The organism is Streptomyces sp. NPDC085932 (genome assembly GCF_044540525.1).
Classification (GTDB): Bacteria; Actinomycetota; Actinomycetes; order Streptomycetales; family Streptomycetaceae; genus Streptomyces; species Streptomyces levis.
Window position 1 is genome coordinate 671,655 of sequence record NZ_JBITSJ010000003.1, and the last position, 24,797, is coordinate 696,451.

Genomic DNA, 24,797 nt, shown 5'->3' on the forward strand with positions numbered 1-24,797 from the left:
ATACCGCACAACGATAACGGGTATGGATGCGCGGCCAAAAACCGAGCAGGTCAGACAAGCGCCGGAGCGTTCGCCTGACCTGCGCGGAAGCTGTGAGTCCGGAAGAACCTAGTTCTTCTGGATCTGGTCGAAGGAGAGCTCGACCGGCGTCTCGCGGCCGAAGATCTCCACGAGGCCCTTGACCTTCTTCGAGTCGGGGTTGATCTCGTTGATGGTCGCCTGCAGCGTGGCGAACGGGCCGTCGGTGACGGTGACCGAGTCGCCGACCTCGAAGTCCAGCACCTGGACCTCGACCTTGCGCTGCGGAGCCGGCTTGCCCTCGGCCTCGGCGGCCTCGCGGGCGGCCTTCTCCTCGGCCTCCGGGGCGAGCATCTTGACGATCTCGTCCAGGGTCAGCGGGTACGGGTCGTAGGCGTTGCCCACGAAGCCGGTCACGCCGGGGGTGTTGCGGACGACGCCCCAGGACTCGTTCGTCAGGTCCATGCGGACCAGGACGTAGCCCGGGAGCTTGTTCTGCTTGATCGTCTTGCGGTCGCCGTTCTTGATCTGGACGACCTCTTCCTGCGGCACCTCGGCCTGGAAGATGTAGTCCTCGACGTTGAGCGAGACGGCGCGCTGCTCCAGGTTGGTCTTCACGCGGTTCTCGTAGCCGGCGTAGGTGTGGATGACGTACCACTCGCCGGGCAGGACGCGCAGTTCCTCGCGGAGCTTCTCGATCGGGTCGCGGTCGTCCTCGGGCTCTTCCTCGGCCTCGGCCTCGACCTCTTCACCGGTCTCGGTCTCCGCCTCGGCGGCGTCGTCGTCCGCGACGGCGTCGGCAGCCTCGACCTCGGCGGAGGTCTCGGTGTCCTCGCTGTCCGCGCCCTCGACGGTGTCGAGCTCGTCCTCGACGGACTCGACGGGCTCGATGGCGTCGTTCACGTTCGGGTCAGACACGGTGGCTGCTTCTTCCTGGATACATAGGGGTGGAACATGCGAAAGGAGCGCCGGGTACCTCGGCGCTCTTCGCGGGCTGCTCAGCCGAACACGTACTTGGCGGCGTGGCTGAGCCCATAGTCAATCACGGTGACCAGGCCGATCATGATGACGACGAAGATGATCACCACGGTCGTGTACGTCGTGAGCTGGTTGCGGCTCGGCCAGACGACCTTGCGCAGCTCCGCGACGATCTGGCGGTAGAAGAGGGCGAGCCGCTTCAGCGGGCCCTTCTTTCCGCGCTTGCCGCCCTTGCGGGTCTTCTTGGACTCCGGCGCCTCGTCCTGGGCATCAGGCATGTCGATGGAGCCCACGGCGTCCGTCACTCGTCCTCACCTGATTCCGGGTCGTGGCCGTGCCGCGCCCGGTCTGAGCCGCACGGCGGTGCATTGCTGTACGTACATGCGCACACATCCTGGCGAAGGTGTGTGTAGCAGGGCCGGAGGGACTTGAACCCCCAACCGCTGGTTTTGGAGACCAGTGCTCTACCAATTGAGCTACGACCCTTTGTGTGTCCCCCAACGTACCGCATCCGTCCGGATGCTTGGTGTGCACCGGACGGGCGCGGCCTGCGAGAGGCCAACGAGGTGAGAGTGTACGTGGTCCGCGGCCGGTCGTCGAACAGATAGGGCCGCGGGACGGGCACGTTGGCGGAAGATCGCCTGCCGTGAGGCCACCGGATGCCGGGATATCGGCTGAAGATCGACCTGGCCGCACGCGGGATCCGGACTGGTGTTCAGGGGTTTGCCCGGCGTTGTTCAGTCTGTGAAACCCCCGTGCCGCCCGGGTTTCCTGTCTGAAACGATGGGGCCCATGAGCGCTGCAACCCCTCCCACCGAGCGCCGGGTCTCCGCCCGAGTCGGCGCGATCTCCGAGTCCGCCACCCTCGCCGTGGACGCCAAGGCCAAGGCCCTCAAGGCCGCCGGGCGGCCGGTGATCGGCTTCGGCGCCGGTGAGCCCGACTTCCCGACCCCGGACTACATCGTCCAGGCCGCGATCGAGGCCTGCAAGAACCCCAAGTTCCACCGCTACACGCCGGCCGGTGGTCTGCCCGAGCTGAAGGCCGCGATCGCCGCGAAGACGCTGCGCGACTCGGGCTACGAGGTCGACGCCTCGCAGATCCTCGTCACCAACGGCGGCAAGCAGGCGATCTACGAGGCCTTCGCCGCGATCCTCGACCCGGGCGACGAGGTCATCGTGCCCGCGCCGTACTGGACGACCTACCCGGAGTCGATCCGGCTGGCCGGGGGTGTCCCGGTGGAGGTCGTCGCCGACGAGACGACCGGCTACCGCGTGACCGTGGAGCAGCTGGAGGCGGCCCGTACGGAGAAGACGAAGGTCGTGCTCTTCGTCTCGCCGTCGAACCCGACCGGCGCGGTCTACAGCGAGCAGGAGACCGAGGCCATCGGCCGCTGGGCCGTGGAGCACGGCCTGTGGGTGCTGACCGACGAGATCTACGAGCACCTCGTCTACGGCGGCGCCTCCGCGGTGTCGCTCCCGGCGGTGCTGCCCGAGCTGCGCGACAAGTGCGTCGTGGTCAACGGTGTCGCGAAGACGTACGCGATGACCGGCTGGCGCGTCGGGTGGATCATCGGCCCGAAGGACGTGGTCAAGGCCGCGACGAACCTGCAGTCGCACGCCACGTCCAACGTCTCCAACGTCGCCCAGGCCGCGGCGCTGGCCGCCGTCTCCGGTGACCTGGACGCCGTGGCGACGATGCGGGAGGCGTTCGACCGGCGCCGCAAGACGATCGTGCGGATGCTGAACGAGATCGACGGCGTGGTCTGCCCGGAGCCGGAGGGCGCGTTCTACGCCTACCCGTCCGTGAAGGCGCTGGTCGGCAAGGAGATCCGGGGCAAGCGGCCCAAGGACACGGTCGAGCTGGCCGCGCTGATCCTGGAGGAGGCCGAGGTCGCGGTCGTGCCGGGTGAGGCGTTCGGTACGCCCGGGTACCTGCGGCTGTCGTACGCGCTGGGGGACGAGGACCTCGTCGAGGGCGTGAGCCGGATCCAGAAGCTGCTGGCGGAGGCCAGGGACTGACCTGTGCCTCACGCGAGGCGCCGGCGGGCCGTTCCCCTTGCGGGGAGCGGCCCGCTTTTTCTCGTCTGCCCGTGCGAGCAAGACCACGTTCGGGGAAACCGCTACCGGGACGGCTGAGGCGTGCGGCAGGATCTTGGGATGGAGCGTGTACGTGATGTCTCTGAGCTGCCGAAAGCCCATCTGCACCTGCACTTCACCGGGTCGATGCGGCCCTCGACGGTGTTGGAACTGGCCGACAAGTACGGGGTCCGGCTGCCCGACGCGCTGAGTGAGGCGCTGATCAGCGGGGAACCGCCGAGCCTGCGGGCGACGGACGAGCGGGGCTGGTTCCGCTTCCAGCGGCTGTACGACGCGGCGCGCTCGTGCCTGCGGGAGCCGGAGGACATCCAGCGGCTGGTGCGGGAGGCCGCGGAGGAGGACCTGCGGGACGGGTCGGGGTGGCTGGAGATCCAGGTCGATCCGACGTCGTACGCGCCGCGGCTGGGCGGGCTGATCCCGGCGCTGGAGATCATCCTGGACGCGGTGGAGACGACCTCGCGGGAGACCGGGCTCGGGATGCGGGTGCTCGTCGCGGCGAACCGGATGAAGCATCCGCTGGACGCGCGGACGCTGGCGCGGCTGGCGGTGCGGTACGCGGACCGGGGCGTGGTCGGGTTCGGGCTGTCCAACGACGAGCGGCGGGGCATGGCGCGGGACTTCGACCGGGCGTTCGCGATCGCCCGGGAGGCCGGGCTGCTGTCGGCGCCGCACGGGGGTGAGCTGACCGGGCCGGCGTCGGTGCGGGACTGTCTGGACGACCTGGGGGCGGACCGGCTGGGGCACGGCGTGCGGGCGGCGGAGGATCCCCGGCTGCTGAAGCGGCTGGCGGACCGGCAGGTGACCTGCGAGGTGTGTCCGGCGTCGAACGTGGCGCTGGGGGTGTACGAGAAGCCGGAGGACGTGCCGTTGCGGACGCTGTTCGAGGCGGGGGTGCCGATGGCGCTGGGCGCGGACGACCCGTTGCTGTTCGGCTCCCGGCTGGCGGCGCAGTACGAGATCGCGCGGGTCCATCACGGCTTCACGGACGCGGAGCTCGCGGAACTGGCCCGGCAGTCGGTCCGGGGGTCGGCGGCCCCGGAGGGGGTGAAGGAGGAACTGCTGGCGGGGGTGGACGCGTGGCTGGTGTCGTAGCGCCCGACGCCGAGTGCGGGTCGCCGCCGCGCCGGGGGGGGTGTCCGTCCTCGGAACGGCGCGATGGGGTTGCGTGCCGACTGACTGTGCGTCGACGCGCCGACCGCTGCGGGCGGACACCCCCCGGCACGTCCCCTGGCGTACGACGGCGGGTGCGGGTCCGCCCTGGCCGCGGGCATGCGTGCGCTCCGCCGGGTTGCGGGCCCACCCGGCACCAGCAGCAACGCCGCGGTGGCTACAGGCTGACCCCGACCGTCACCGGCTCGTTGACCAGGGTGATGCCGAAGGCCTGGTGGACACCGGCCACGACCTCGCGGGCCAGGGCGAGGAGGTCCTCCGTCGTCGCGCTGCCGCGGTTCGTCAGCGCCAGCGTGTGCTTCGTGGAGATCCGGGCCGGACCGTCCCCGTACCCCTTGGTGAAGCCGGCCTTGTCGATCAGCCAGGCCGCGGACGTCTTCGTACGGCCCTCGCCTGCCGGGTACGCCGGCGGCTCCACCTCGTCGCCGAGCCGGTCGCGCACCCGCGCCCGGAACGTGGCGAAGTCCGGGTCCGTGAGGATCGGGTTGGTGAAGAACGACCCGGCCGACCACGTGTCGTGGTCCTCGGGGTCCAGGACCATGCCCTTGCCGGCCCGCAGCTTGAGCACCGTCTCACGGGCCGAGGCGAGCGGGACGCGGTCGCCCGGCTCGACTCCGAGCGCCCGGGCCGTCTCGGCGTAGCGCAGGGGCGCGGAGAGGCCGTCGGCGTCCTCCAGGGCGAAGCGGACGCGCAGGACCACGTAGCGCTCGGGGTCGGACTTGAAGCGGCTGTGGCGGTAGGAGAAGGCACAGTCCTCGTTGGAGAGGGTGACCGTCTCGCCGGTGCGGCGGTCGTAGGCGACGACCTCGGTGATCGTGGAGGAGACCTCCTGGCCGTACGCCCCGACGTTCTGGATGGGCGTCGCGCCCGCCGAGCCGGGGATGCCGGCCAGGCACTCGATGCCGGCCAGGCCCGCCTCGACCGTACGGGCGACCGCGTCGGTCCAGACCTCGCCGGCGGCGAGCTCCAGGCTCGTGCCGTCGAGGGAGAAGCCCTCGGTGGCGATGACCAGGGCGGTGCCGTCGAAGCCCTTGTCGCCGATGACCAGGTTCGAGCCGCCGCCGATGAGCAGCAGGGGCGTCCCCGTCTCGTCGGCTTCCCGGACGACGGCGACGACCTCGTCGTCCGTCGTGGCGGTGACCAGCCGGGTCGCGGGTCCCCCCAGCCGGAAGGTGGTCAGCGGGGCGAGGGGGGCGTCGTGGAGTTCCTGCACGGGCTCAAGAGTACGAGACGGCATCGGAGGCCCCCGCACGCGTGGGTGCGGCCCCCGTCGGACGGACGTGGGCCGCACGCGCGCGTGGTGACGGTCAGGGCAGGCGGCGCAGCGCCTCGGTCCAGGTGATCGGGAGGTCGTCGCTGCTCGCCTGCCAGGTGGTGAAGGACGCGTCCCGCATCTGCGGGGCGAGACCCCGGGCGGCGGGTCCGTGGGCGCCCGCGCGGACGAAGGCGTGGAGCGCGTCCTTCGACTCCCAGGCCGACAGGGTCCAGAAGGTCCGCCGGAAGGGCTTCGCCCTCAGGGTGGCCCCGTAGGCGCCGGGGCTGCGGCGGACCTGCCGCCAGACGGCGGGGGTGCCGGCGAGGAACTTCAGCGCTCCCCACAGGGTGCGGGTCTCGAAGCGGGAGGCGAAGACGTGCACCTCGGTGCCCTGGGGCGGGGTGTTCGGGACGGTCCAGGGGAGGGTGGGCATGGCCGTTTCTCCTTGTCGGGGTCCTGAGGCCGGGGGGTCAGTGGGAGGCCGTCTCCAGCACCGGCGCCGGTTCGGCCGGGGCGGCCTGCGGCCCGGTGCGGCGGCGGCTCGGGATCAGCAGGGCCGCGACACCCGCCAGGGCGACCACCGCGGAGCCCGTGACCAGGGCGGGCCGCATGCCGTCGACGAAGGTCCGGCCGGTCTCGTAGCCGCCCTGGGCGGAGAAGATCGACGCCATGACGGCGATGCCGAGCGCTCCGCCGACCTCGCGCAGGGCGTTGTTCGCGCCGGAGGCGATGCCCTGCTCCCGGGGCAGGACGCTGGACATGACCAGGTGGGAGGCGGGGGCGAAGAACAGGGCCATGCCGATCCCGCTGATGATCAGGGCGGGCAGCTGGGCGGCGTAGGAGGCGTCCGCCGTGGCCACGACCGCCATGTAGCCGAGGCCGAGGGCCTGGAGGAAGAGGCCCGCGGCGACGACCGGGCGGCCGCCGATCCGGTCGGCCAGGATGCCGGCGACGGGGGCGACGAGCATCGGCATGCCGGTCCAGGGCAGCATCCGCAGGCCCGCCTCGGTGGGCGAGTAGCCGAGGACGCCCTGCATGTACTGGCTGAGCAGGAAGATCGAGCCGAACATGCCGAGGAACATCAGCAGGCTCGCCGCGTTGATGCCGGAGAACGCCCGGGAGCGGAACAGCCGCATGGGGAGCATGGGGTTCTTGGCGCGGGTGCTGTAGAGGACGAAGCCGGCCAGCAGCGCCGCGCCCGCGAACAGGCCCGTGAGCACCAGGCCGCCGGTCCAGCCGTCGACGGGGCCGCGGACCAGGCCGTAGACGATGCCGAAGAGGCCGCCGCTGGCGAGCAGGGTGCCGGGGATGTCGAGGGGGGCTCCGGTGCCGTGGGACTCGGCGAGACGGAGACGGGCGAGCGGCAGCAGGGCCAGACCGAGCGGGACGTTCAGCCAGAAGATCCACTGCCAGGAGATGTGTTCGGTGAGGGTGCCGCCGACCAGCGGCCCGGAGGCGACGGCGAGTCCGTTGACGGCGCCCCAGATGCCGTAGGCCATGCCCCGCTTGGCGGCGGGCACGGCCGCGGTCAGCAGGGTGAGGGTCAGCGGCATCATCACGGCCGCGCCGGCGCCCTGGACCGCGCGGGCGGCGATGAGGGAGTCGATGCCGGGCGCCATGGCCGCCGCGGCGGAGGCGCCGGTGAAGACGGCGAGTCCGGCGAGGAAGAGCCGGCGGCGGCCGAAGCGGTCACCGAGGGCCGCGCCGAACATCAGCAGGACGGCGAAGGTGAGCGTGTAGGCGCTCACGGTCCATTCCAGGTCGTGCAGGCCACCGCCGAGGTCCTCGCGGATGGAGGGCAGGGCGGTGGTGACGACGAGGTTGTCGAGGGCCGCCATGAATCCGGCGACGCTGGTGATGACGAGGGCCCAGGCGGCTCCCCCGCGGCGTGCGGTCTGCTGTGACATCGCTCCCCCAGGAGTGTGTGCTGTGCTCTGCGATGATCGATTAGTTATTGATTACTAACTTTCGCGGACATGAAGCGGCGCAGCGCAACCGGCTTCCCGGGTCAGTGCTGCAGCCGCCCCTTGGCGCGCGCCGAGGGGTACATGCCCTCCCAGACGCGGTGCTCGGGCGGGAATCCCATGGCGACCAGGCAGTTGATGAGCATCCCGTACGCCATGAACTGGGTCGTCTCGGCGGGGTCGGCCCCGAGCGGCAGATGGACGGTGTCCCACAGCCGCATCCAGCCGGCCCGCACCGACTCGCCGAACTCGTGGTCGCCCTCCTCGTCGGCGGCCTTCACCGCGACGTACATCTGCATCTGCATCAGGAGCCGCTCGGGCCGCTCCTCGATGACCTTGGTGTACGCGTTGCCCATGGCGTGCAGGGCCTCTTGGCCTTCGAGCCCTTCGGAGGCCTCCGCGAAGGTGCGGATGGTGTCCTCCACACAGCGCTCGGCCGCGGCCAGGAAGATCGCCTTCTTGCCCGGGAAGAGCCGGAACAGGTAGGGCTGCGAGACCCCGACGCGCCGGGCGATCGCCTCGGTCGACGTGCCGTGGTAGCCACCGCGGGCGAATTCGGTCGTCGCGGCCCGGATGACGCTCTCGCGTCGCTCCTCCGCACTCATCCTGGGCATGCAGCTAAGTTAGTACTCAATCACTAACTACGTCAAGCGGGTACCGCCGGATCTCGCGAGCGAGGGGCGCCCTCCGGCGGAAGGGCGCCCCTGACCTCGTCCCTCTCGCCGGCTCAGGCCAGCCGGACGACCGCCCGCGACATGCCCAGCACCTTCTGTCCGGCGCAGGTCGCCGTCAGGTCCACGCGGACGGTGTTGTCGTCGAGCTTGGCCGCGACCTTGCCGCCGACCTCGATCACGGCACCCAGGTCGTCGTTCGGGACGACGACGGGCTTGGTGAAGCGGACGCCGTACTCGACGACGGCACCCGGGTCGCCGGCCCAGTCGGTCACCACGCGGATCGCCTCGGCCATCGTGAACATGCCGTGGGCGATGACGTCCGGCAGACCGACCTCCTTGGCGAACTTCTCGTTCCAGTGGATCGGGTTGAAGTCGCCGGAGGCACCCGCGTACTGCACGAGGGTGGCGCGGGTCACGGGGAACGTCCGCCCCGGCAGTTCGGTGCCGACCTCGACGTCGGACCAGGAGATCTTCGCCGTCATGGGATCGCTCACGCCTCCTCGGCCGCGCGGGCCACGAGCTTGGTCCAGGCGGTCACGACGTGCTCGCCGGCCTCGTCGTGGACCTCGCCGCGGATGTCCAGGATGTCGTTGCCCGCGAGGGACTTGATCGACTCGATGGTCGAGGTGACGGTGAGCCGGTCACCGGCCCGGACCGGGCGGCGGTAGGCGAACTTCTGGTCGCCGTGCACCACGCGGCTGTAGTCCAGGCCGAGCTGGGGGTCCTGGACGACCTCGCCGGCGGCCTTGAAGGTGATCGAGAACACGAAGGTCGGCGGGGCGATCACGTCGGGGTGGCCGAGCGCCTTGGCGGCCTCCGCGTCCGTGTACGCCGGGTGGGCGTCCCCGACCGCCTCGGCGAACTCACGGATCTTCTCGCGGCCCACCTCGTAGGGCGCGGTGGGCGGGTACGTCCGCCCCACGAAGGACTGGTCGAGCGCCATGGCTCGGCACCTCCTGGTAGCTCTACTGACCGGTATGGGTCACTCAACGACGCGAGGCCGCCCCCGATCTCTCGGGAGCGGCCTCGTGTACGAGCCTGATTTATCGCGTTTCGCGGTGCGCGGTGTGCGCGTTGCAACGCGGGCAGTGCTTCTTCATCTCCAGGCGATCCGGGTTGTTACGCCGGTTCTTCTTGGTGATGTAGTTCCGCTCCTTGCACTCCACGCAGGCCAGCGTGATCTTCGGGCGGACGTCGGTGGCAGCCACGTGAGTGCTCCTAAGACGAACGGATGGACTGTATTAACGCAAGAAGAGTAGCCGATCGAAGGACCGACCCCGCAATCGGCTACTGAGAGTAGCGGTGACCGGACTTGAACCGGTGACACAGCGATTATGAGCCGCTTGCTCTACCGACTGAGCTACACCGCTTTGATGTGGTCCGGCCCCGCCTCGCGACGGAACCAGTCACACCAGAGCCCCAAAACGGAATCGAACCGTTGACCTTCTCCTTACCATGGAGACGCTCTGCCGACTGAGCTATTGGGGCGAGCGATGAAGACATTACACGCTCGCCCGCCGTTCGCCCAAATCCGTTTCGGGGCACCCGCCCGGGCCGCCCGCCCCCGTGTTCCCGCCGTTCCGCGCACCCGACCACGCCGGGACCGCGCCGGGGACCACACCAGTACGACTATTGCGCTCCTCCCCGCGACGGGCGGGGGGCCGCCCTAGGCTCGTCTCACTCTGAGTGATCATGCGTCCTCGCGTGCACAGCCCGAGCCCCTGGAGCGCGATGCCCGACAGCCAGCCACAGCCGCCACGTCCCCCGTCGTCCTCGCCGGGCCCCGGAGAGACGTCGTCGTTGCTGCTGTGCGGAGCGCGGCTCACCGACGGCAGGACCGTGGACGTGCGGCTGGACGGCGGGCGTATCGAGGCGGTCGGCACGGCCGGCAGTCTGGGCGGCACGCACGCGTGCGGCGCCCGGATCGATCTGCGGGGCTATCTGCTGCTGCCGGCCCCTGCCGAGCCGCACGCGCACGCCGACACCGCCCTGTCGGCCGACCGCGAGGGCCCTGCCTCCCACGAGCCCCAGGACGTCCAGCGCCGGGCGACCGAGGCCGCGCTGCTCCAGCTCGGGCACGGGACGACGGCGCTGCGGGCGCACGTGCGCGTGGGGGACGTCCAGGGGCTGGGTGCGCTGGGGGCGGTGCTGCAGGCGCGGCGGGCGCTGCGGGGGCTGGCGGAGCTGACGACCGTGGCGATGCCGCGGGTGCTGACCGGGGTGGCCGGGGCCGACGGGCTGGCGATGCTGCGGGACGCGGTGAAGATGGGCGCCTCGGTGGTGGGCGGCCGGCCCGACCTCGACCCGGATCCGGCGGGGTACGTGGAGGCGGTCCTGGAGGTGGCCTCCGAGCACGGCTGCCCCGTCGACCTGCACACGGACGCCGGGGACCCGGCACGGCTGGCCCGGCTCGCGGCGATGGCGGGCGGGCTGCGCCCCGGGGTGACGCTCAGCCCGTGCGGCGACCTCGGCCGGCTGCCCTCCGAGGTGGCCTCGCGGACGGCGGACCGACTCGCCGCGGCCGGGGTGGCGGTGGTCTGCCTGCCACAGGGCGGCTGCTGCGGGGTCGAACAGCGGGGCACGGCGCCGGTACGGCTGCTGCGCGCGGCCGGGGTGCGGGTGGCCGCCGGGAGCGGGGCGCTGCGGGACGTGTCCAATCCGGTGGGGCGTGGCGATCCGCTGGAGGCCGCCTTCCTGCTGGCCTCGCGTCACGGGTTGTCGCCCGAGGAGGCGTACGACGCGGTGAGTTCGTCGGCGCGGGCGGTGCTGGGGCTGCCCGAGGTGCGGGTGGAGGCGGGTTTCCCGGCCGAGTTGCTCGCGGTGCGCGGGGACCGGCTGGCGGGGGCGCTCTCGCTGGCGTACAGCCGGGTGGTCGTGCACCGGGGGCGCGTGGTGGCGCGGACCAGCGCGGTGCGGGAGTACTGCAGTTCGACTGCCGCGGTGGAACTGGGACTGCCGCGTCAGGGGCGGGGGCAGGTGTCCTAGGACGGGCAGGCAGCGGGCCGGCGGAGGGGCGTCGGTGGCACGGGTCGTGCGGCGGGCGGGACTTCCCAGACGTGGCACGGGTCGTGCGGCGGGCGGGGCCGTGCGGGCGTACGGTCGAAGGCATGCGCATTGTCATCGCTGGTGGTCATGGTCAGATCGCGTTGCGGCTGGAGCGGTTGCTCGCCGGGCGCGGGGACGAGGTGGCGGGGCTCATCCGCAAGGCCGAGCAGGCCGACGACCTGCGGCAGGCCGGTGCCGAACCGGTCGTGCTCGACCTGGAGTCGGCGTCCGTGGACGAGGTCGCCGAGCGGCTGCGGGGCGCGGACGCGGCGGTCTTCGCGGCGGGCGCGGGCCCGGGCAGCGGGGCGGCCCGCAAGGACACCGTCGACAAGGCCGCGGCGGTCCTCTTCGCGGACGCGGCCGTCCAGGCGGGTGTGCGGCGGTTCGTGATCGTGTCGTCGATGGGCGCCGACCCGGAACACCGGGGCGACGAGATCTTCGACGTGTATCTGCGCGCCAAGGGCGAGGCCGACGCGTACGTGCGGAGTCTGGACGCCCTGGACTGGACGGTCCTGCGCCCCGGTCAGCTCACCGACGACGCCGGCACCGGCCTCGTCCGCCTGGAGGCGCACACGGGCCGCGGGCCGATCCCGCGTGACGACGTGGCCGCCGTCCTGGCCGAGCTGGTGGACACCCCGGCGACGGCCGGGCTCACGCTGGAGCTGATCAGCGGCTCGGCGCCGGTGTCGGTCGCCGTGAAGTCGGTCGCCGGCAACTGAGGCGGCCGCTCCGGCCGGCCCGCCCGGAACAGGCCAAGGACCCGCCGGCTCGCTCGGCAGGTCCGGCTAGAACAACGGTAGTTGGCCCGGGAAGTCCGGAACCGTGTAGCCGTCCAGGGACGGCTGCTCGGGGCCGGGCAGGGCGTGGCGGCGGGAGCCCGGGCACGAGGTGAGTTCGCCGTGCTCGCGGGCGCCGGGCGGGTCGTGGCGCGCGTACCGCCCGGCGACGACGGCGATCTCGCGGCGGCACTCGGGGCACGTTCTGCGACGGGAGGACATGGGGTCAGTGTGCCGCGCGGGCGGCGCCGGTACGCCTCTCCCCTGGCCTGGCCTGTCCCCAGCCCTCAATCCAGCTGCCTGCTCCATCGATTGGCTTCGCTTGATTGTGACCGCGTGGTCGCTCCGGCAGGGTCGAGCGGCCCGCGCGGTCATCCCAGCCACGCTCACCCCGTCGCCGCTCAGCCCGTCGCCGTACCGAACCAGCGGGACAGCCCGGGCAGCAGGTCCCGCTGGTCCTCGCCCACCCACGCCACGTGGCCGTCCGGGCGGAGCAGGACCGCGGGGACGTCCGGTTCCCCGCCGGTGTTCACGACGTGGTCGACGCGGTCCTCCCAGCCCGTCACCGACAGCCGTCCGCCAGTGTGGTCGAGCAGCAGACCGCGGCCCTCGCGCATCCGCTCGTAGAGGCGCCCCTGCCGCAGCCGCACGTCCCGGAGCCGGCGGCCGAGCAGTGGGTGGCCCTCGCCGAGGTCGTAGCGGACCGAGACGGCGGTGACCTTCTCGGTGAGGTACCGGTTCACCTCCTCGAACCGCATCAGCTCCGCCAGCAGCCCCCGTACGGCCCGCGGCCCCGGCTCGGGTGTCAGCAGGTGCATCTGCGCGCGGGTGTTGTCCAGCACGGCGGCGGCCACCGGGTGGCGTTCGGCGTGGTAGGTGTCCAGCAGGCCCTCCGGTGCCCAGCCGCGCACCTCCGCGGCCAGTTTCCAGCCGAGGTTGAAGGCGTCCTGGAGACCGAGGTTGAGCCCTTGCCCGCCGGTCGGCGGATGGATGTGCGCCGCGTCGCCGGCCAGCAGGACCCGGCCGGTGCGGTAGCGCTCGGCCAGCCGGGTGGCGTCACCGAAACGGGAGAGCCAGCGCGGTGAGTGGATCCCGAAGTCGGTGCCCGCGCACGTTCGCAGCCGCCGCCTGAACTCCTCCAGGGTCGGCGGGATCGTGCGGTCCCCGGCCACACCCTCGGCCGGCACGATGACGCGGTACAGCCCGTTCCCGGTGGGCATGGCGCCGAACCGGAAGTGCGTCCGGCGGACCTCGGCCGTCACGGCCGCCAACTCCTCCTGTGAAGCGGTCAGTTCCATCTCGCCCAGGAGCGTCTCGGCCCTGCTCGGCTCGCCGGGGAAGCCGACGCCGAGCAGCCCGCGCACCGTGCTGCGGCCGCCGTCGCAGCCGACGAGGTAGCGCGAGCGCAGCCGGGTGCCGTCGGACAGCTCGGCCGTCACACCGTCGTCGTCCTGGCTCAGCCCGGCCAGTTCGTGGCCGCGCCGGATCCCGGCACCGGCCTCGGCGGCGTGCTCGGCCAGCAGGCGCTCGGTGACGGGCTGCGGGATGCCGAGGACGTACGCGTGCGCGGTGTCCAGCCGGGCGGGCCGGGGCGCCGTGATGCCGGCGAAGAACCCCCCGGTCTCGTGCCCGGTGCCGAGCGACAGGAACCGCTCCAGCAGGCCTCGCTGGTCCAGCACCTCGATGCTGCGCACGTGCAGGCCGAGCGCGCGCGTCTGCCCGGTCGGCTCCGCCAGCCTCTCCAGCACGACCACGTCCACGCCGTGCAGCCGCAGCTCGCCGGCGAGCATCATGCCGGTCGGCCCGCCACCGACGATGATCACATCGAACACGACAGCCCCCTGTTCCTACGCCCTTTCCGGGCTCAGGCGGAGGATTCTGCGCCCTGCCGGGGGCCTTGCCGCAAGTCCCCCCGTGCGCTATATCTTGAGAGTGGCAGGGAGTATCCGACTCCTTGCCTTTCTGCTTTTCTCCCTTTTTCTCTCCGCTTATCAGCTGGGCCGCCTGTGTGTCTTTTCCGGTGACCGGGTGTTCGTGTCGCCTCGCACCCGCAGGTCCCAGATGATCCTCCCCATGGGATCTCGTGTGTCCGAGGTGGAACTGCCGCCTCTTTTCTGCCCGCTGGAATCGGCCGTCCATCCGCGCGCCCGGCAGATCGAGAAACGCGCCGAGGAGTGGATCGCACGCAGCGGCATGTGCGCTTCCGAGGAGGAACTGGCCTGGGTCGTCGCGACGCACAGCACCGACTTCTACGCCCGGTTCGTCCCGGACGCCGACGACGACCGGCTGCTCGCTACGGCCCTGTGGGTGTACTGGGGCTTCGGCTTCGACGACGCGCGCTGCGACCGGGGCCCGCTCAGCACGCGCCCGGCGCAGTTCAACGCGCTGGCCTGCCAGGTGCAGCGGGCGTGCGAGAACGACACGGCGGCCGGCACGGACCGGTACATCGGGGCGCTGCGGGACATCGTGCGGCTCTTCCGGTCGCTCGGGACGCCCGCCCAGGTGGGCAGGTTCGCGCACGCGCACCGCGCCTGGCTGTCGGGCGTGGCCTGGCAGGTCGGCAACCAGGCGCTGGGGCGGATGCCCGGCCTGAACGACTTCCTGACGATGCGGCTGCTGTCGGCGGGCGGCGAGCCGACCTTCGCGATGCTGGAGATCGCCGACGGAGCCGAGGTGCCCGACCGCGACCTGTACCGGCCGGCGGTACGGGCGCTGAAGGAGATGGCCATCCTGGTGGCGGCCCTCGACAACGACCGGCACTCACTGCCCAAGGAGCGGGCCCGGGACCAGGCCGACCAGAACATCTACACCGTCCTGATGCACGAGCGGGACCTGACGCTGCAGCAGGCGGTCGAGGCGGCGAACGGGTTGCGGGACCGCGTCCTGCTGCGGTTCCTGCGGTTGCACGACCGGGTCCGCCCGACGGCCGGCCCGGAGCTCGCGGCCTACTTGCGGGGGCTGCGCCACGGCATCCGCGGCAACAACGAGTGGGGCCTGCGCGTACCCCGCTACCTCAGCCTCGGACGGTGGCCCGACGCCATGGAGGACACCGCGCTGACCTGGGCGCAGGATCCGTCGGACACCCGCCCGGGTCCGCTGGAGGGTGCTCCGGACGTCGCGTGGTGGTGGGACGACGATCTCGCCTGAGGCCCGCTCAGCGGCCCGTGGCCAGGTCCAGCGTCCACCAGGGTCCCCCGTGGCCGGGCGCGACGCCGACCCCCGCGTGGGTGTACCGGCAGGTCAGGATGATGGCCCGGTGCCCGGGGCTGTCGATCCAGGTGCGGACGGCGGCCTCGGGCGTGCGGGGACCCGCGGCGATGTTCTCGGCGGTGTGGCCGGGGTCGAAGCCGGCCGCCCGCATCCGGGCGGCCGGGCCGCTGCCGTCGTCCCCGGTGTGGGTGAGGCGCTGCCGGCGGGCCATGTCGGCGCTGTGCCCCTGAGCGGCCCGGTTGAGGGAGGCCAGCAGCCGCACGGGACGGCAGCCGGCCTGGACCCGGTGCCGGTTGACGGCGGCGACGACCTCGGCCGCCGCGCTGTCGCGGGACCGCTCCGGAAGGGCGTACGCCGTGCCGTCCCGCGGTGCCCTGTCGGGTCCGGGTCCGGGGCCGGGTCCGGGCGCGGGTGCGGGTGCGGGCGGGGGCCACGCGGGTGCCTCGTAGTGCGGCGGTGGCGGCGGTACGTGTGGCGGTGGCGGCGCCACGGGCGGTCCGGTCCAGGCGAGGAGAGTGCCTCCCAGGGCGAGCGCGGCCCTGCGCATCCCGGTCATCTTTTCTCTCTTCTTTTCTCTGCGTCCGTCGGAGTCAGCCCGGAGTCGCCGGAGTCGGCGGAGTGCGATGCCCACCGTACCGATATTTAATTCCGCTGTTGTGTCCAGCCGTTCCTTCGAGGGAATGCGGCATTTCCCGCGCCGGTACGGGTGACTTTCGTGACTAGGCTGGGACGCGCTCGTTCTCTCTTCCCTTTCCTGCTCTTCCCCTTCTTTTCCTCGTGGAGGTTTCTCATGTCGCTGCGGGTTCGCCGCATCGCTGTCGTGTCGCTCGCCGCACTGGCTCTCACCGCGGGCGGGACGGTGATGGCCGCCGCCGCTTCGGCGCAGCCGGCGGCCGCCGCCATCGGCAACCCCGGCCCCGACGGATTCGGGGGCGGCGGCCACGGCCACGACCGGCCGCTGCACTTCGGTCCGTTCGAGTTCCCCCGCTACGGCTCCGTCTCGGGCGGCTTCTCCTGGGGCGTGCGCGACTAGCGGGACCTGACCGTGCCGAGGGCCGCCCCACGGGCGGCCCTCGGTCGTTCGCGTCGGGTGCGGGGAGAGCGGGCGGGTCAGCGCTTCAGGGTGGTCGCGCTGGCCACCAGGACCAGGACCACGCACCCCAGGATGAGCAGCGCGTCGCGGACGAACAGCCCGGTGACCCCGGTGTGCGTGGCGGCCTCGCCGGCTGCCTGCACGGCGTACGTCATCGGCATGGCCTTGGCCACCGCCGACAGGGCGCCGTGCATCTCGTCGCGCGGGACGAACAGGCCGCAGACCAGGAACTGCGGCAGCACCCCGGCGGGCAGGAACTGCACCGCCTGGAACTCGTTGCGCGCGAAGGCACTGACCAGGAGCCCCAGCGCCAGCCCGAGCAGTGCGCCGAGCATGGCGATGACCATCAGCAGATACGCGGGGCCCTTGATGTCCAGGCCGAGCGGGCCGATGGACAGCAGCGTGGACAGGACGGCCTGGAGGAGCGCCAGAAAGGCGAAGGCGAGGCTGTAGCCGAGCACGATGTCCAGCCGTCGCACGGGCATCGTCAGCAGTCTCTCGGCGGTGCCGGTGGTGCGCTCCCGCAGTGTCGACACGGACGCCACCAGGTACATCACGATGACCGGGAAGATGCCGAAGACCTGCGGCCCGACTCGTTCGAACGTGGCCTCCGAGTCGTGGAACATCAGCTTCAGCAGCACCATGAGCATGCACGGGATGCCCAGCAGCAGCGCCGTGCTGCCCTTGTCTCGGGAGATCTGCTGGAGCACCCGGACCGCGGTCGCGCCGGTGATGGTGGGCGAGAACGGCAGCCGTTCGGCCAGTCCGAGGCCGCTCACCGGGCCGGGTCCGTGGCGAAGTAGGCCCGTTCCGCCTCGGGGGCGCCGCCCTGGTCGAGCAGGCCGGGCAGCGTGGGCAGCAGGCTCTGCGCCGCCGCCCGCCGCCGGGCGCGTTCCTCGGCCTCGGTCGCGGCCTGCACGAGGTGCATGAACGCCTCTTCCACGTCGTCGCAGCCGGTGTGCTCCAGGAGCGTCTCCCGGTCGGCCCCGGCCAGCAGCCGCCCCGCCCGCATCAGCAGCAGCCGGTCACAGCGGTCGGCCTCGTCCATGACGTGACTGGAGACCAGCAGGGTGGTGCCCTCCTCGGCCAGCCGCTGGAACACCAGCCACAACTCCCGGCGCACCATGGGGTCGAGGCCGACGGTCGGTTCGTCCATCACGAGCAGGTCCGGCTTGTTCAGCAGCGCCACGGCCAGGGAGACCCGCGAGTACTGGCCGCCCGACAGCCGGGCGACCAGCTTGTCCGCGTACGAGGCCAGGTCGACCTCCTTCACCACGCGCACCACGGCGTCCTCCCGGCGCCAGCCGCGCATGCCGAGGGCGGCGGCGAAGTAGCGCAGGTTCTCCAGGACGGTCAGGTCCGCGTAGACCGACGGGGCCTGGGTGACGTAGCCGACGCGGGTGCGCAACTGCGGTGCGCCGGCCGCGTAGCCGAGGACCTGGACGTGGCCGGCGGTGGTCTGCTGCACGCCGACCACGGACCGCAGCAGCGTCGTCTTGCCGCAGCCGCTCGGCCCGAGCAGGCCGACGATGCAGCCGCGGGGAACGGTGAAGCTGACGTCCTGCAGGACCGTGTGGCGGCCGCGGACCACCCGCAGTCCGTAGGCGGCCACGGCGGGAAGGTCCCCCGGCAGCGCTGGGCTGGTCTCGGTCTGCTGCACGACTCCACTGAGTTTCGTCACGTTCGGCTCCGCTCGCAGCGGCCGGAGCGCCGGACGGCGCCGCCCGGCGCGGCTGCGGCGGCGGGTCGGGGCTTGGGCCAGGAGGCGGGTCGGGGCTTCGGCCAGGGGCGCGGCGCGGCTGCTGTGGGGCACGGCGGCCGTGGGCCGCCGCACAGACAACGGCCCACTTGCACCGAAGTCACGGCTTTTGTCCCCGTCCGTTCGGGCGCCCGCCTCACGGCATGTGGCGATCAGGCCTCGCGGTGCGTCATCGCCCAGGCGATGTCCTGGAGTTGACGGTAGGTGTCGGGGGTCGGCCGGGCCCAGGACAGCGCCCGCAGCGCGGCCGACACCTGGCGGCGGGCCTCCTGCTCGGCGGCCTCGCGGCCTCCGGCCTCCTCCACCAGGGAGCGTGCCAGGGCGACGTCCCGCTCGTCGAGGGGATGCGCGGCGGCGTACAGCGCGCGCAGCCGCTCGGCCGCCGCGCCCTCACCGGCCAGGGCCGCCACGACGGGCAGCGACTTCTTCCGTGCCGCCAGGTCGGACCCGACCGGCTTGCCGCTGCGCGCGGTACGGCCCCAGATGCCCAGGACGTCGTCGGCGCACTGGAAGGCCACGCCCAGGCGGCGCCCGAACTCCCTCAGCCCCCGCACCCGTTCGGAGTCCGCCCCGGCCAGGATGCCGCCCAGGGCGCACGAACAGCCGATCAGCGAACCGGTCTTGCCCTCCGCCATGGCGAGGTACTGGGCCACCGACACCTCGGGCGCCTTCTCGAACGCCACGTCGCGGCTCTGCCCCTCGACCAGTTCCAGCAGGGTCGTGACCAGTTCCTGCACCGCCTCGGCCGCCCGCTGCGGGGGAACGTCCGCGAGCGCTCGCAGCGCCGACACGAGCAGGGCGTCGCCGGTCAGCACCGCCGCGGGGGTGCCGAACACCGACCAGGCGGCCGGCCGGTGGCGGCGCAGGGCGTCCCCGTCGATGACGTCGTCGTGCAGCAGCGTGAAGTCGTGCACCAACTCCACGGCCACCGCGCCCGGTACGGCGAGGTCCGGGCTGCCGCCGACCGCCGCGGCGGACAGCAGGGACAGCGCCGGGCGGACGGTCTTGCCCGTACGTGCGGCGGCCTCCACCGGTGTGCCGTCGGCCTCGCACCAGCCGCGGTGGTAGCGCGCCACCCGGCTCTCGGCGGCCGGCAGCGCGGCCACGGCCGACCGCAGGGCGGGGTTCAGCAGGTCGTCGACCCAGCCCAGACGAGGGAACGAGCCGACCGGGGCGTGGCCGGTGATCTGCGCCATGTACTGCTCCTCAGAACCGCGAAGGGGGGCCGCGCCGGCAGGGACCGCCGCGCCGCGTGACCCGCCTCAGTCAAGCGGTGGCCACCCGCCCCGAGAAGCCGCGCCGCACGGCCCGCCGAAAGATCACTTGGCCGGACCAGCCTTAGTACCGTGCATCAAGCCGACAATCGGCCGATGGTGCCGGGGAGTTGCCCGGCCGGTCGCAGAAGTCGTGGTCAGAGCCCGCCGACAGCGTGCCGCGGGACGACCGTCGTCAACTCCCGGCTGACGCCGAGGCGGCGCGGCATCGTTTCTGCATACGGCCGCCGAGTGATCCCCGCGCGCGTCCGACCGCCCTGCTGGACGACGGGGCGCTCATCCTGCTGGGCGTGATCGCTTCCCTGGCACGCGCCTGTGCTGCCGCCCTGACGGGCACCGCCTGCACCTTCGCCCTGTCCTGCCCCGCCCACGCCGCCGCGAGATCCCTGCCGCTGGACCAAGCCGTCGCCGCCCTGCCGCAGGCGGCCGAGTCCCGCGACGGGTACGAGCGGGCCAAGTTCCCTCACTGGAACGCCGGCGCGAACCCCGACGACGACTGCGACACCCGCGCCGAGGTGCTGATCGCCGAGGCGATCGATCCCCCGGCCACCGGCCCGGGCTGCACGCTGCGGGGCGGCACCTGGTCGTCCTACTACGACGCCCGCCAGGTGGCCTCGGCCGCGGCCATGGACGTCGACCACCTGGTGCCGCTGCCCGAGGCGTGGGACTCGGGCGCCTCCCAGTGGACGGCCGCCCGCCGCGAGGCGTTCGCCAACGACCTGGGCGACCCGCGCAGCCTGGTGGCCGTGTCCGCCGCCGCGCACCGCAGCAAGGCGGACCAGGACCCGGCGCAGTGGCTGCCGCCCAACACGAAGGCGACGTGCCGCTACCTGGTGGAGTGGACGGCCGTGAAGCTGCGCTGGGGCCTCACCGCGGACACGGAGGAACGCGAGTCCCTCACCCGCCTCGCGGAAGCCTGCCCGGACACGACGGTCACGTACACGCCGGCGCCGTAGGCGGATCGCGCGGGTGCCTGGGGCGGGGCCTGCGAGAGGGCGGGTGGACGGCCGGGTGAAACACATCACTGAACTCCGGGCTCCGCTCCCTCCGAGGGGAGGGCACAACGAAAGACCCCCTCTCGCCTGCGTCTCCGCAGATGAGAGGGGGTCTTCCCCAGTGTGGCGGCGCCAGGATTCGAACCTGGGAAGGCTGAGCCGGCAGATTTACAGTCTGCTCCCTTTGGCCGCTCGGGCACACCGCCGGGGTTGCTGCTCGTCGAACCGCTTTTTTCGGCGGTACTCCGTGGCAACGACGTAAACGATACCCGATGTGGAGGGGTGCTTCGCCACCCGATTGATCGGCGCCCGGAGGGCGGGGGGTGGCTAGGCTTGTCCGGATGCGGCCGGGGCCTGAACGGGCCCGGCGGCCGCCCCGTACGCCGGTACGCAGTCACGCACCCCGATACAAGGAGCCACAGGACATGGCCGACTCCAGTTTCGACATCGTCTCGAAGGTCGAGCGGCAGGAGGTCGACAACGCACTGAACCAGGCCGCCAAGGAGATCTCGCAGCGCTACGACTTCAAGGGCGTGGGCGCCTCGATCGCCTGGTCCGGCGAGAAGATCCTGATGGAGGCGAACTCCGAGGACCGGGTCAAGGCCATCCTCGACGTCTTCCAGTCCAAGCTGATCAAGCGCGGCATCTCGCTGAAGGCCCTGGACGCGGGTGAGCCCCAGCTCTCCGGCAAGGAGTACAAGATCTTCGCGTCGATCAAGGAGGGCATCTCCCAGGAGAACGCGAAGAAGGTGGCCAAGACCATCCGCGACGAAGGCCCCAAGGGCGTGAAGGCGCAGGTGCAGGGCGAGGAGCTGCGGGTCAGCTCCAAGAGCCGTGACGATCTGCAGGCCGTCATCACCCTGCTGAAGGGCAAGGACTTCGACTTCGCGATGCAGTTCGTGAACTACCGGTAGGCCGGTAGGACGCTGGGTTCGGGGCGGGTTCCTGTTCGGTGCCCGCCCTTCTCGCTGCCTGCGCTGCGGGCGTGGCCCGTGGGCGTGGTCAGTCGCGGGAGTTGCCGAACAGCAGGCGGTAGGCGATCAGGAGGACGAGTGATCCGCCGATCGCCGCCGCCCAGGTGGCGCCGTCGTAGAAGTCCTTGGTGATCGGGTGGTCCATCCAGCGGGCCGATATCCAGCCGCCGATGAACGCGCCCGCGATGCCGATCAGGGTGGTGCCGATGAGGCCGCCCGGGTCGCGTCCCGGCAGCAGGAACTTCGCGATCGCCCCGGCCAGCAGTCCCAGGATGATCCAGCTGATGACGGTCATGCCGTGAACCTGCCCTTTCAGGCTGTGCCCGCACTGTCGCGGCCCTGTGAGCTCGCTCCCCGCGGGCCGTGCCCGTGCGTCGTACGTCGGGTCTCCCGGGTGCGTCGTCCTTGCCGTACCCGTTCACGCCCTCTTGGTGAGGAGGACGTCCTGGCTGCGTGTCCCGGTTGCGCTGATCAGTAGGGTGCGACGCATGACTGCCTCCGGCTCCTCCGCCATCTCGGGTTCCTCCGGCACCCCGGGTTCCTCCGCCGCTTCGGGCTCCGGGCTGCGCCGCACGCTCGGGGTGGGGGACGCCGTCGTCATCGGACTCGGGTCGATGGTGGGGGCCGGGATCTTCGCCGCGCTCGCGCCGGCGGCGCACGCGGCCGGCTCCGGGCTGCTCGTCGGGCTCGCCGTCGCTGCCGTGGTCGCGTACTGCAACGCCATGTCCTCGGCCCGTCTCGCCGCCCGTTATCCCGCCTCGGGCGGCACGTACGTGTACGGGCGGGAGCGGCTCGGGGACTTCTGGGGCTATCTCGCGGGATGGTCGTTCGTGGTCGGGAAGACGGCCTCCTGTGCGGCGATGGCCCTCACCGTGGGCACCTACGTCTGGCCGGAGCAGGCGCACGCGGTGGCGGTCGCGGCCGTCGTGGCGCTGACCGCGGTGAACTACGGCGGCATCCAGAAGTCCGCCTGGCTGACGCGGGTGATCGTGGCCGTGGTCCTGGCGGTCCTCGCTCTCGTGGTGGTCGTGTGTCTGGTGTCCGACGAGGCCGATGCCGGCCGGCTGGACATCGGGGCGTCGGGCGGTGCGGGCGGTGTGCTGCAGGCGGCGGGGCTGCTGTTCTTCGCGTTCGCCGGGTACGCCCGCATCGCCACGCTCGGCGAGGAGGTGCGCGACCCGGCACGCACCATTCCGCGCGCCATCCCGCTGGCGCTGGGCATCGCGCTGGTCGTGTACGTGTGTGTGGCGGTGGCTGTCCTTTCGGTTCTGGGGTCGGGCAGGCTGGGGGACGCGACGGCACCGCTGGCCGACGCCGCGGAGGCGGCCGGGATGCCTTGGCTCGTGCCGGTGGTGCGGGTGGGGGCGGCCGTGGCCGCGACGGGCTCGCTGCTCGCGCTGATCCTGGGGGTGTCACGCACGACGCTGGCCATGGCCCGGGACCGGCATCTGCCGAGGACGCTGGCGGCGGTGCATCCCCGCTTTCAGGTGCCGCACCGGGCGGAGCTGGCCGTGGGCGCGGTGGTCGCGGTCCTGGCCGCCACGGTGGACGTCCGGGGCGCGATCGGGTTCTCGTCCTTCGGTGTGCTCGCGTACTACGCGGTGGCCAACGCCTCGGCCTGGACTCTGGATCGGGCACCGGCGGCGCGCGTGGTGCCGGTGGTGGGGCTGGTCGGGTGCGGGGTGCTGGCGTTCTCGCTGCCGGGGGTGTCCGTGGCGGTGGGTGCGGGGGTGCTGCTGGTGGGGGTTGTCGCTTATGGGGTGCGGCGGAGGATGCGGCCGGGAGCCGGTCGGGCGGTGTAGGGGTGTGCGGGATGCCCTGTCGGCGGGAGTTCCGGCTCGCTGAGTGGCGGTGTCCCCGCTAACCGCTCGCTGAGTGGCGGGGCCCTGCTCGCTGAGTGCCGGGGCCCTGCTCGCTGAGTGCCGGGGGCGCTGCTCGCTGAGTGGCAGGGCCAGCTCGCTGAGTGGCGGGTGGATCCCCGCTCCCTGGTGAACCGGGCTCGCAGCGTGTCTGCCTGCGTGCGGAGGGAAGTACGGCCTGGCTGGTCGCTGTTGTGCGTGCCTGCCGTGGCTCGGGGCTGCGCTGCGTTTGCTCGTTCGTGGTCATGGGTTCATCATGCGGGCCGCCGCCGACCGCCGGGTGGGCCTGTGGATAACTCGTGGCCTGTGGAGAACCGGGTGGGTCAGGGCCCGTTCCGGGCCGGGGATCCGGGTCGGGCTCGCGCCGTCAGCGCACCACGAACGGCTCGTCCGTGCGCACGATGTCGCGGCCCAGCGGGAGCAGCGAGACGGGGATGAGCTTGAAGTTGGCGATGCCCAGCGGGATGCCGATGATCGTGACGCACAGGGCGATCCCGGTGGCGATGTGGCCGAGGGCGAGCCACCAGCCCGCGAGGACCAGCCACAGGACGTTGCCGACGCAGGACGGCGCGCCCGCGTCGCGTCGTTCGACCGTGGTGTACCCGAAGGGCCACAGGGCGTAGACGCCGATGCGGAAGGCCGCGACGCCGAACGGGATGCCGATGATGGTGATGCACAGGAGCAGGCCCGCCAGCATGTAGGCGAGGAACAGCCAGAAGCCGCTGAAGACGAGCCATATGACGTTCAGGATGGTCTTCACTGATTCCCACCTGCCATCTTCTCGAGCCGGGCGATGCGTTCCGCCATCGGCGGGTGTGTGGAGAACATCTTCGACAGGCCCTGGCCGGGGCGGAACGGGTTCGCGATCATCATGTGGCTGGCCGTCTCGATGCGCGGCTCGGGCGGCAGCGGGAGCTGCTTCGTGCCGTGTTCGAGCTTGCGCAGGGCGCTGGCCAGGGCGAGGGGGTCGCCGGTGAGCTGGGCGCCGGAAGCGTCCGCCTGGTACTCGCGGGAGCGGCTGATGGCCAGTTGGATGAGGGACGCGGCGAGCGGGCCCAGGATCATGATCAGCAGCATGCCGAGCAGGCCGGGGCCGTCGTCGTCGTCGGAGCGTCCGATCGGGATCAGCCAGGCGAAGTTGACCAGGAACATGATCACGGAGGCGAGGGCGCCGGCGACCGACGAGATGAGGATGTCGCGGTTGTAGACGTGGCTGAGCTCGTGGCCGATGACGCCGCGCAGCTCGCGCTCGTCCAGCAGGCGCAGGATGCCGTCGGTGCAGCACACGGCTGCGTTGCGCGGGTTGCGGCCCGTGGCGAAGGCGTTCGGCGCCTCCGTCGGGGAGATGTACAGGCGCGGCATGGGCTGGCGGGCCTGCGTGGAGAGTTCGCGCACCATGCGGTAGAGCCCCGGGGCCTCGAACTCGCTCACCGGGCGGGCGCGCATCGCGCGGAGGGCCAGCTTGTCGCTGTTCCAGTACGCGTACGCGTTGGTGGCCAGCGCTACCAGGACGGCGATCACGAGCCCCATGCGGCCGAAGAAGCTGCCGATGACGATGATGAGTGCGGACAGTCCTCCGAGGAGGACTGCTGTCCTGAGCCCGTTGTGCCGGCGGTGCACGGTACGCCCTCCAAGTGGTGCGGCAGGGGGACCCTC

Annotated in this window: 27 protein-coding genes and 4 tRNA genes; 9 read left to right on the forward strand and 22 right to left on the reverse strand. The window is 72.0% G+C overall.

Annotated features, from left to right (window positions below):
* Nucleotides 1–108: 108 nt before the first annotated feature.
* From nusG to ACIGAQ_RS19130, 3 genes are all read right to left on the reverse strand, one after another.
* Complete coding sequence (nusG, locus tag ACIGAQ_RS19120) at nt 109–936, reverse strand: transcription termination/antitermination protein NusG (protein ID WP_311680353.1); 828 nt, start codon at nt 934–936, stop codon at nt 109–111.
* A gap of 80 nt (nt 937–1,016) precedes the next feature.
* Entirely contained in the window at nt 1,017–1,301 is a 285-nt protein-coding gene (secE, locus tag ACIGAQ_RS19125) for a preprotein translocase subunit SecE (protein ID WP_094054434.1), read from the reverse strand.
* Between the two features lie 108 nt (nt 1,302–1,409).
* A tRNA-Trp gene (locus ACIGAQ_RS19130) sits at nt 1,410–1,482 on the reverse strand.
* Between the two features lie 306 nt (nt 1,483–1,788).
* On the opposite strand from ACIGAQ_RS19130, the gene ACIGAQ_RS19135 reads away from it, so the two are divergent.
* Nucleotides 1,789–3,015 (forward strand): pyridoxal phosphate-dependent aminotransferase, encoded by a 1,227-nt coding sequence (locus ACIGAQ_RS19135; protein WP_094054433.1) that lies wholly within the window; start codon nt 1,789–1,791, stop codon nt 3,013–3,015.
* 138 nt (nt 3,016–3,153) lie between these two features.
* A complete protein-coding gene (locus tag ACIGAQ_RS19140; RefSeq protein WP_362276962.1) occupies nt 3,154–4,185 on the forward strand; it encodes an adenosine deaminase in 1,032 nt (343 codons plus the stop codon).
* 235 nt (nt 4,186–4,420) lie between these two features.
* Here the strand turns inward: ACIGAQ_RS19140 and ACIGAQ_RS19145 are convergent, their stop codons facing one another.
* From ACIGAQ_RS19145 to ACIGAQ_RS19185, 9 genes are all read right to left on the reverse strand, one after another.
* Complete coding sequence (locus ACIGAQ_RS19145) at nt 4,421–5,476, reverse strand: UDP-N-acetylmuramate dehydrogenase (protein ID WP_399784174.1); 1,056 nt, start codon at nt 5,474–5,476, stop codon at nt 4,421–4,423.
* Nucleotides 5,477–5,570: 94 nt separating this feature from the next.
* Nucleotides 5,571–5,951 (reverse strand): DUF3291 domain-containing protein, encoded by a 381-nt coding sequence (locus tag ACIGAQ_RS19150; protein WP_311680356.1) that lies wholly within the window; start codon nt 5,949–5,951, stop codon nt 5,571–5,573.
* A 37-nt stretch (nt 5,952–5,988) separates the two neighbouring features.
* Nucleotides 5,989–7,425, reverse strand: coding sequence for a DHA2 family efflux MFS transporter permease subunit (locus tag ACIGAQ_RS19155; RefSeq protein WP_399784177.1), 1,437 nt, complete (start codon nt 7,423–7,425; stop codon nt 5,989–5,991).
* A 101-nt stretch (nt 7,426–7,526) separates the two neighbouring features.
* Nucleotides 7,527–8,096, reverse strand: coding sequence for a TetR/AcrR family transcriptional regulator (locus tag ACIGAQ_RS19160; RefSeq protein WP_311680358.1), 570 nt, complete (start codon nt 8,094–8,096; stop codon nt 7,527–7,529).
* Between the two features lie 113 nt (nt 8,097–8,209).
* Nucleotides 8,210–8,638 carry a MaoC family dehydratase gene (locus ACIGAQ_RS19165; protein ID WP_399784645.1) on the reverse strand — a complete coding sequence of 143 codons (429 nt, stop codon included), beginning with the start codon at nt 8,636–8,638 and terminating at the stop codon, nt 8,210–8,212.
* Nucleotides 8,639–8,646: 8 nt separating this feature from the next.
* A complete protein-coding gene (locus tag ACIGAQ_RS19170) occupies nt 8,647–9,099 on the reverse strand; it encodes a MaoC family dehydratase N-terminal domain-containing protein (protein ID WP_094054427.1) in 453 nt (150 codons plus the stop codon).
* A 100-nt stretch (nt 9,100–9,199) separates the two neighbouring features.
* Complete coding sequence (gene rpmG / locus ACIGAQ_RS19175; RefSeq protein WP_003948671.1) at nt 9,200–9,364, reverse strand: 50S ribosomal protein L33; 165 nt, start codon at nt 9,362–9,364, stop codon at nt 9,200–9,202.
* 89 nt (nt 9,365–9,453) lie between these two features.
* Nucleotides 9,454–9,526, reverse strand: a tRNA-Met gene (locus ACIGAQ_RS19180).
* A 45-nt stretch (nt 9,527–9,571) separates the two neighbouring features.
* Nucleotides 9,572–9,644 (reverse strand) — tRNA-Thr (locus ACIGAQ_RS19185).
* 243 nt (nt 9,645–9,887) lie between these two features.
* Here ACIGAQ_RS19185 and ACIGAQ_RS19190 point away from each other — a divergent pair.
* Both ACIGAQ_RS19190 and ACIGAQ_RS19195 read left to right on the forward strand, forming a co-directional pair.
* Complete coding sequence (locus tag ACIGAQ_RS19190) at nt 9,888–11,141, forward strand: amidohydrolase family protein (RefSeq protein WP_399784182.1); 1,254 nt, start codon at nt 9,888–9,890, stop codon at nt 11,139–11,141.
* A gap of 122 nt (nt 11,142–11,263) precedes the next feature.
* The gene (locus tag ACIGAQ_RS19195) at nt 11,264–11,920 is read left to right on the forward strand and encodes an NAD(P)H-binding protein (protein WP_362276948.1); all 657 of its coding nucleotides are present in this window, start codon (nt 11,264–11,266) and stop codon (nt 11,918–11,920) included.
* A 66-nt stretch (nt 11,921–11,986) separates the two neighbouring features.
* Here ACIGAQ_RS19195 and ACIGAQ_RS19200 read toward each other — a convergent pair whose 3' ends face one another.
* Both ACIGAQ_RS19200 and rox read right to left on the reverse strand, forming a co-directional pair.
* Entirely contained in the window at nt 11,987–12,199 is a 213-nt protein-coding gene (locus ACIGAQ_RS19200; RefSeq protein ID WP_094054425.1) for a hypothetical protein, read from the reverse strand.
* A 179-nt stretch (nt 12,200–12,378) separates the two neighbouring features.
* Nucleotides 12,379–13,809 (reverse strand): rifampin monooxygenase, encoded by a 1,431-nt coding sequence (gene rox / locus ACIGAQ_RS19205; protein ID WP_399784186.1) that lies wholly within the window; start codon nt 13,807–13,809, stop codon nt 12,379–12,381.
* Between the two features lie 241 nt (nt 13,810–14,050).
* Between rox and ACIGAQ_RS19210 the strand changes: the two genes are divergently transcribed.
* Complete coding sequence (locus ACIGAQ_RS19210) at nt 14,051–15,124, forward strand: glutamate dehydrogenase (protein ID WP_399784189.1); 1,074 nt, start codon at nt 14,051–14,053, stop codon at nt 15,122–15,124.
* Nucleotides 15,125–15,131: 7 nt separating this feature from the next.
* Here ACIGAQ_RS19210 and ACIGAQ_RS19215 read toward each other — a convergent pair whose 3' ends face one another.
* On the reverse strand, nt 15,132–15,743 hold the full coding sequence (locus ACIGAQ_RS19215) for a CAP domain-containing protein (protein ID WP_399784192.1): 612 nt from the start codon (nt 15,741–15,743) through the stop codon (nt 15,132–15,134).
* Nucleotides 15,744–15,977: 234 nt separating this feature from the next.
* On the opposite strand from ACIGAQ_RS19215, the gene ACIGAQ_RS19220 reads away from it, so the two are divergent.
* Entirely contained in the window at nt 15,978–16,220 is a 243-nt protein-coding gene (locus tag ACIGAQ_RS19220; RefSeq protein WP_311680368.1) for a hypothetical protein, read from the forward strand.
* Nucleotides 16,221–16,297: 77 nt separating this feature from the next.
* Here the strand turns inward: ACIGAQ_RS19220 and ACIGAQ_RS19225 are convergent, their stop codons facing one another.
* The 3 genes from ACIGAQ_RS19225 to ACIGAQ_RS19235 all read right to left on the reverse strand — a co-directional run bounded on the left by ACIGAQ_RS19225 (nt 16,298) and on the right by ACIGAQ_RS19235 (nt 19,235).
* Nucleotides 16,298–17,059: an ABC transporter permease gene (locus ACIGAQ_RS19225; RefSeq protein WP_311680370.1), complete on the reverse strand. Its 762-nt coding sequence runs from the start codon at nt 17,057–17,059 to the stop codon at nt 16,298–16,300.
* Nucleotides 17,056–17,961, reverse strand: coding sequence for an ABC transporter ATP-binding protein (locus ACIGAQ_RS19230; protein ID WP_394814198.1), 906 nt, complete (start codon nt 17,959–17,961; stop codon nt 17,056–17,058). The genes ACIGAQ_RS19225 and ACIGAQ_RS19230 overlap by 4 nt, the downstream gene beginning before the upstream one ends.
* A 230-nt stretch (nt 17,962–18,191) precedes the next feature.
* A complete protein-coding gene (locus ACIGAQ_RS19235) occupies nt 18,192–19,235 on the reverse strand; it encodes a polyprenyl synthetase family protein (protein ID WP_399784197.1) in 1,044 nt (347 codons plus the stop codon).
* A gap of 368 nt (nt 19,236–19,603) precedes the next feature.
* Here ACIGAQ_RS19235 and ACIGAQ_RS19240 point away from each other — a divergent pair, with 368 nt between their 5' ends.
* On the forward strand, nt 19,604–20,269 hold the full coding sequence (locus ACIGAQ_RS19240; RefSeq protein ID WP_399784200.1) for an HNH endonuclease family protein: 666 nt from the start codon (nt 19,604–19,606) through the stop codon (nt 20,267–20,269).
* A 163-nt stretch (nt 20,270–20,432) separates the two neighbouring features.
* Here the strand turns inward: ACIGAQ_RS19240 and ACIGAQ_RS19245 are convergent.
* A tRNA-Tyr gene (locus ACIGAQ_RS19245) sits at nt 20,433–20,514 on the reverse strand.
* A 219-nt stretch (nt 20,515–20,733) separates the two neighbouring features.
* On the opposite strand from ACIGAQ_RS19245, the gene ACIGAQ_RS19250 reads away from it, so the two are divergent.
* Nucleotides 20,734–21,222, forward strand: coding sequence for a YajQ family cyclic di-GMP-binding protein (locus ACIGAQ_RS19250; RefSeq protein WP_094054423.1), 489 nt, complete (start codon nt 20,734–20,736; stop codon nt 21,220–21,222).
* An 88-nt stretch (nt 21,223–21,310) separates the two neighbouring features.
* On the opposite strand, the gene ACIGAQ_RS19255 is transcribed toward ACIGAQ_RS19250, so the two are convergent.
* Nucleotides 21,311–21,577: a GlsB/YeaQ/YmgE family stress response membrane protein gene (locus ACIGAQ_RS19255; protein ID WP_311680375.1), complete on the reverse strand. Its 267-nt coding sequence runs from the start codon at nt 21,575–21,577 to the stop codon at nt 21,311–21,313.
* A gap of 193 nt (nt 21,578–21,770) precedes the next feature.
* Here ACIGAQ_RS19255 and ACIGAQ_RS19260 point away from each other — a divergent pair, with 193 nt between their 5' ends.
* The gene (locus ACIGAQ_RS19260; protein ID WP_399784204.1) at nt 21,771–23,084 is read left to right on the forward strand and encodes an APC family permease; all 1,314 of its coding nucleotides are present in this window, start codon (nt 21,771–21,773) and stop codon (nt 23,082–23,084) included.
* Between the two features lie 424 nt (nt 23,085–23,508).
* Here the strand turns inward: ACIGAQ_RS19260 and ACIGAQ_RS19265 are convergent, their stop codons facing one another.
* On the reverse strand, nt 23,509–23,901 hold the full coding sequence (locus ACIGAQ_RS19265) for a YccF domain-containing protein (RefSeq protein WP_311680378.1): 393 nt from the start codon (nt 23,899–23,901) through the stop codon (nt 23,509–23,511).
* Entirely contained in the window at nt 23,898–24,761 is an 864-nt protein-coding gene (gene htpX, locus ACIGAQ_RS19270) for a zinc metalloprotease HtpX (RefSeq protein WP_311680379.1), read from the reverse strand. Before htpX ends, ACIGAQ_RS19265 begins: the two co-directional genes overlap by 4 nt.
* Between the last annotated feature and the right edge of the window lie 36 nt (nt 24,762–24,797).